Source organism: Paenibacillus sp. TAF43_2, from assembly GCF_052113545.1.
Lineage (GTDB): Bacteria > Bacillota > Bacilli > Paenibacillales > Paenibacillaceae > Pristimantibacillus.
The window spans coordinates 1-4,881 of record NZ_JBFRDK010000285.1 but is presented as its reverse complement, the minus strand read 5'-3'; the positions used below and the strand labels follow the sequence as shown (position 1 = coordinate 4,881).

The following is a 4,881-nucleotide window of genomic DNA, read 5'->3' as shown; positions in this document are numbered from 1 at the left end:
TTTCTTATGATGGCAATAGTGGTCTAGAGCGCGCCTTGCGAGAAGAATGGGATGTTATTTTATTGGATCTTATGCTGCCTGGCATGGACGGACTTGAGGTTTGCAGGCGTATTCGCGAATCAAAAGCAACACCTATTCTTATGCTGACAGCGAGAGACAGCGTTACGGACCGAGTGTCTGGCCTTGACAGCGGGGCGGACGATTATATCCCGAAACCGTTTGCGATTGAAGAGCTGCTTGCACGGCTTCGCGTTGTATTTAGGCGACAGGATATGATTGCATCAGATCAGCGTTCCATTTTGTCTTCTGGCGAGTTAAGTGTTGATTTAGACGCTAGAATCGTCAGCAGAGGCGAACAAATCATAGAGTTGACTAAGCGGGAATACGGATTGCTGCTTGCTTTCATGCAAAATCCGAACCGTGTCTTCTCACGGGAAACGCTGCTTGATACCGTATGGGGTTACGATGCGGCTGTCGATACGAATGTTGTTGATGTATATGTGAGATATTTGCGCAATAAGATAGATGTCCCCGGAGGAACGAGCTGCATTCAAACGCTGCGCGGTATTGGGTATGTGATGAAAAAATGAATAATTTGCGCGTAAGTTTCTCACGAATACCGATCAAGTGGAAGCTGACATTATGGTCGGCGCTGCTGTTATTTCTTTTATTTGCTGCGTACAATGCCGTTCAATATATGTTTGTAGAGAAGTGGATGAAGAAACAAGCAGAGACGGCTACACAGGAAGATATGCGGGAAGTATTAAACTATTTGTTAGAAAAGGAGTTCACTTTCGACGAATCGGAGCTGACTTCAATACGTAGCTTTCTTGAAAAAGTAAATGGTAAAAATCAGCTAATACGCGTGCTTGATGAAGATGGAGCACCGATCATGATTGTCTCCGATAATCTAACAGAGCAGTGGTTAAGTGCTTATCCTTCTTCGAGTTTAGCTGCCAAAGGGTCGTGGTTTCTTGACCAAAACCTGCTGCTTATGCGCAGCCCCTTAACGATCTTCTCGTTTAATGGAACAATCGAAATTGTGAAAAACATCGAGGATTTTGAGAAGCTTAGTTCAGCTTTTTTTCGAATTATGTTAATTTGCTGTGTCGGTGCCATTATTATAAGCRGCATCGGCGGAGGATTGCTGGCGCGTCAGCTGCTAAAGCCGCTTCAAGCGATGAATGTTGCCATGACCGGCGTAAAGCAGAAGGGTTTACAAGAAAGGGTTCAGCTAAACGAAAATAAAAATGATGAAATTGCAACGCTCATGAAGCTGTTTAATGAAATGATGGATCAGCTTGAGCGATCGTTCGGGCAACAGAAACAATTTGTAGAGGATGCTTCTCATGAGCTCAGAACCCCAATCGCCATTATTGAAGGTCATCTCGCACTGCTGCAGCGCTGGGGAAAGGATGACCCTGCAGTTCTGGAAGAGTCTTTGCATGCTTCGTCGCAGGAAATTGCTCGTCTGAAAGGACTTGTACAGGAACTGCTCGCATTGTCTCGTGCGGAGAAAGAGCCGGCTTACGGGAATGAGATGAGCAGCCATTCGAAGCAGAAGATGGAACAGCTTATTAGAAATATAGAGGTGCTTCATCCGGAGTTCACTTTTCATGCTGATTTGAGTCTTTTGTCAGACGTAAATCTATTTGTGTCTGAGCAGCATCTGGAGCAAATTATGCTCATCTTACTTGATAATGCAGTCAACTATTCGGGAGAAAGCCGAAAAATAGAGCTATGCTGCTTGTTAGGGGAAACGGATGCTGTCATTCAAGTCACAGATTTTGGCGTTGGCATATCTGATCAGGATTTACCGCTCGTTATGAATCGTTTTTACYGCGCAGACCGTTCGAGGAGCGGCACAAGCGGCGGTCATGGACTCGGGCTGGCGATTGCGAACCGTTTGGTGCAACGATATGACGGTAGTTTGCTTATTGAAAGTAAACTTCATCAAGGTACAACGGTTTCGGCTGTTTTTAAACGAGCTACCCGAAAATGAATGTCGGGTAGCTTTTTTTTATTTTCACAGCATTTTCTCATTTTAGTCGGTTACAATAGGAACTGTTGAGTTTGTGGTAATGATTTTCATTATCAAATTAAAAGTGGGAACGAGAGGTATGACAAAGATGAAAAAGAATTATATCGTAAGTGTCGTATTGTTAACGATGCTGACAGTGCTCGTATTAGCAGGTTGTGGAGCGAATAATGCAGGAAACGATAAGACGAATGCTTCTTCGCCATCGCCAGAGGCGAGCCCAGCAACGACTGAAGCAGCTGGTGGAAGTAATGATACGAGTAAGAATAACAGCAAAGAGCAAGTGGTAAACGTGTTTACAGCAAGACACTATGATGTTGACAGCCAGTTGTTTGATGCCTTTACGAAAGAAACAGGCATTAAAGTCAATGAAATTAAAGGTACAGCAGAAGAGCTCGTTGAACGCTTGAAGCGAGAAGGAGAAAGCTCAGAAGCAGATCTGTTCATTACAGTAGATGGCGGCGTTCTAAATTATGCGAAGCAAAATGAAGTGCTTCAACCGATACAATCCACAACGGTTGATAGCAATGTACCCGCAGAGCTGCGGGATAACGAAAACAATTGGGTTGGCATTGCAACCCGTGCACGCGTTATCGTTTATGCCAAAGATCGTGTAAAGTCGGAGCAGCTATCCACCTATGAAGATCTTGCTAGTGCTGCATGGAAAGGGAAAGTATTGGCGCGCTCGTCTGCCAGCCTTTATAATCAGTCGCTGCTTGCTTCATTCATCGAACTAAATGGAGAGCAAAAAGCTGAAGAATGGGCGAAGGGGATTGTAGCAAACTTTGCTCGTGATCCTGAAGGCGGAGATCGTGACCAAGCGAAAGCGGTCGTTGCTGGTCTAGGTGATGTTGCGATTATGAATACTTATTACGTTGGGCAAATGCTGAATTCGAAGGATGCGGAAGAGGTTAAGGTTGCAGAGAAAATTGGCGTATTCTTCCCGAACCAAGAAACGACAGGCACACATCTTAACATCAGCGGCGTAGGCTTTACTAAGCATGCTAAGAATAAAGATAACGCTGTTAAACTGATCGAATTCATGACAGGCAAGGATGGGCAAACGCTGTTAACGCAAGGAAGCTTCGAATTTCCTGTAAATGCTGCTGCAGAAAAGCCTGAGTTGTTAAAGGGCTGGGGTGACTTTAAAACACAGAAGCTGGATTTCTCCAAGCTGGGCGATCATAACAAAAAAGCTGTCGAGCTTCTGGCTAAGGCAGGCTGGAAATAATAATGATGGCTTCCATCTCTTTGCGAAATTTAAAGAGAATATTGAACGGCTGGGTTATATTGAGCGTAATAGGGGCCATCATGGCCCTTATTCCGTCTCTTTATATTTTTTTCGGTTTGTTTGACAAACCGAATGAAAACTGGCAGCAAATCAAAGAGTATATGCTGTTTGATTCAGTCGTTCAATCTTTCTATCTTGTCGTAGGAACGGTGTTTTTCTCCGTTATCATCGGCGTGTCGCTTGCATGGCTTGTTGCAGCCTATGATTTCCCGATGCGGAAGTTTTTTCACTTTGCATTTTTGCTGCCACTGGCAATTCCGCCATATATTGCAGCTTATACTTACGGTTCTATGCTGAGCTATACGGGCAGCATACAAGTTTTTATGCGAAATACGCTCGGCGTAACCCCTAATCAAGCTTATTTTGATATATTGTCCATGAAAGGCGCTATTTTCATATTTTCAATGTTTTTGTTTCCTTACATTTATTTGATGACCAAAACCTTTATGGAGAAGCAAAGCGCAGCTTTCATAGAAAACGCAAGATTGCTCGGCAAAGGGCAGCTTCATATCTTTTTTCGAATCGTATTGCCTTTGTCGCAGGGTGCAATTATCGGCGGAGCCAGCCTCGTCGCATTTGAGGTACTGAATGATTTTGGAGTAACAAAACATTTTGGCATTGCTTCGTTTACTGCAACAATTTTCAAAACATGGTTTGGTATGTACGATGTTGATTCTGCCCTAAAATTATCTGCACTCCTAATGAGCGCTATCATTGGTTTGTTTATTATGGAGAGACTGCTTCGCAGGCGAAAAATGTATCATTCCGCGACAAGCAAGCTTAATCCGCTTAAACGAAGGAAGTTATCCTATTTAGGGACAGCTGCTGCTATTTTTGTGAGCACGGTTATATTTGCCCTTTCGTTCGCTATTCCAGTAGTTCAGCTCCTCGTATGGGCGACATGGACATATCAAGATGTATTGAACAGCAAATTTGCGCAGCTCGTCTCAAACACGCTTTTGGTTTCCATTGTTGCGATTACCGTGTTGATGCTGCTTGCTGTTATTGTCGCAAATGTAAGCCGCAGCCTGAATCGATCGCTTTTGCCGCTTGCAGCAACGAAGCTAATTTTAATGGGCTACTCTATCCCGGGTGCTGTTTTGTCCATTGGCGTGCTTGCTTTGTTTATTTCCCTAGACCATCAATTAAGCGGCGTCTATTCATGGTTAGGTTTTGGATCGAGCAAGCTCGTGCTCAGCATGTCGCTCGTGATGCTTATTTTCGCCTATGTAATCCGCTTCCTTGGTGTAGGATTTAATGCGGTGGAAGCGGGATTTGATAAAATAGGCAATCGTTATTCTGAAGCTTCCAGAACGCTCGGCATAGGTATGACTGCGACTTTCTTCAAAGTGGACTTGCCATTAATAAAAGGATCCATAATAGCAGGCTTCCTGCTTACCTTTATGGAAATTATGAAGGAGCTGCCGCTGACGCTGCTGCTGCGCCCGTTTAATTTTGAGACGCTAGCGACAAAAGCCTATCAATATGCAAGCGATGAGCAAATTCATCAAGCTTCGGTACCGTCTTTATTCATAATCACGGTGGGAATGGC

General features: G+C 44.1%; 4 protein-coding genes. All 4 read left to right on the top strand.

Annotation, left to right across the window (positions count from 1 at the left end; genetic code table 11):
- A partial coding sequence (locus tag AB4Z17_RS31980; RefSeq protein WP_441964340.1) for a winged helix-turn-helix domain-containing protein occupies positions 1–590 on the top strand: 590 nt, incomplete at its 5' end.
- Positions 587–2,002: an ATP-binding protein gene (locus AB4Z17_RS31975; protein ID WP_441964338.1), complete on the top strand. Its 1,416-nt coding sequence runs from the start codon at positions 587–589 to the stop codon at positions 2,000–2,002. The genes AB4Z17_RS31980 and AB4Z17_RS31975, both read left to right, overlap by 4 nt.
- A 127-nt stretch (positions 2,003–2,129) precedes the next feature.
- Positions 2,130–3,269, top strand: coding sequence for a Fe(3+) ABC transporter substrate-binding protein (locus tag AB4Z17_RS31970; RefSeq protein ID WP_441911102.1), 1,140 nt, complete (start codon positions 2,130–2,132; stop codon positions 3,267–3,269).
- Between the two features lie 2 nt (positions 3,270–3,271).
- Positions 3,272–4,881, top strand: a 1,610-nt coding sequence (locus tag AB4Z17_RS31965; RefSeq protein ID WP_441964336.1) for an ABC transporter permease, incomplete at its 3' end; no start/stop codon positions are given.

Coding starts and splice junctions, on each gene's coding strand:
- AB4Z17_RS31970 (WP_441911102.1), top strand. CDS start 2,130: ATGAAAAAGAATTATATCGTAAGTGTCGTATTGTTAACGATGCTGACA.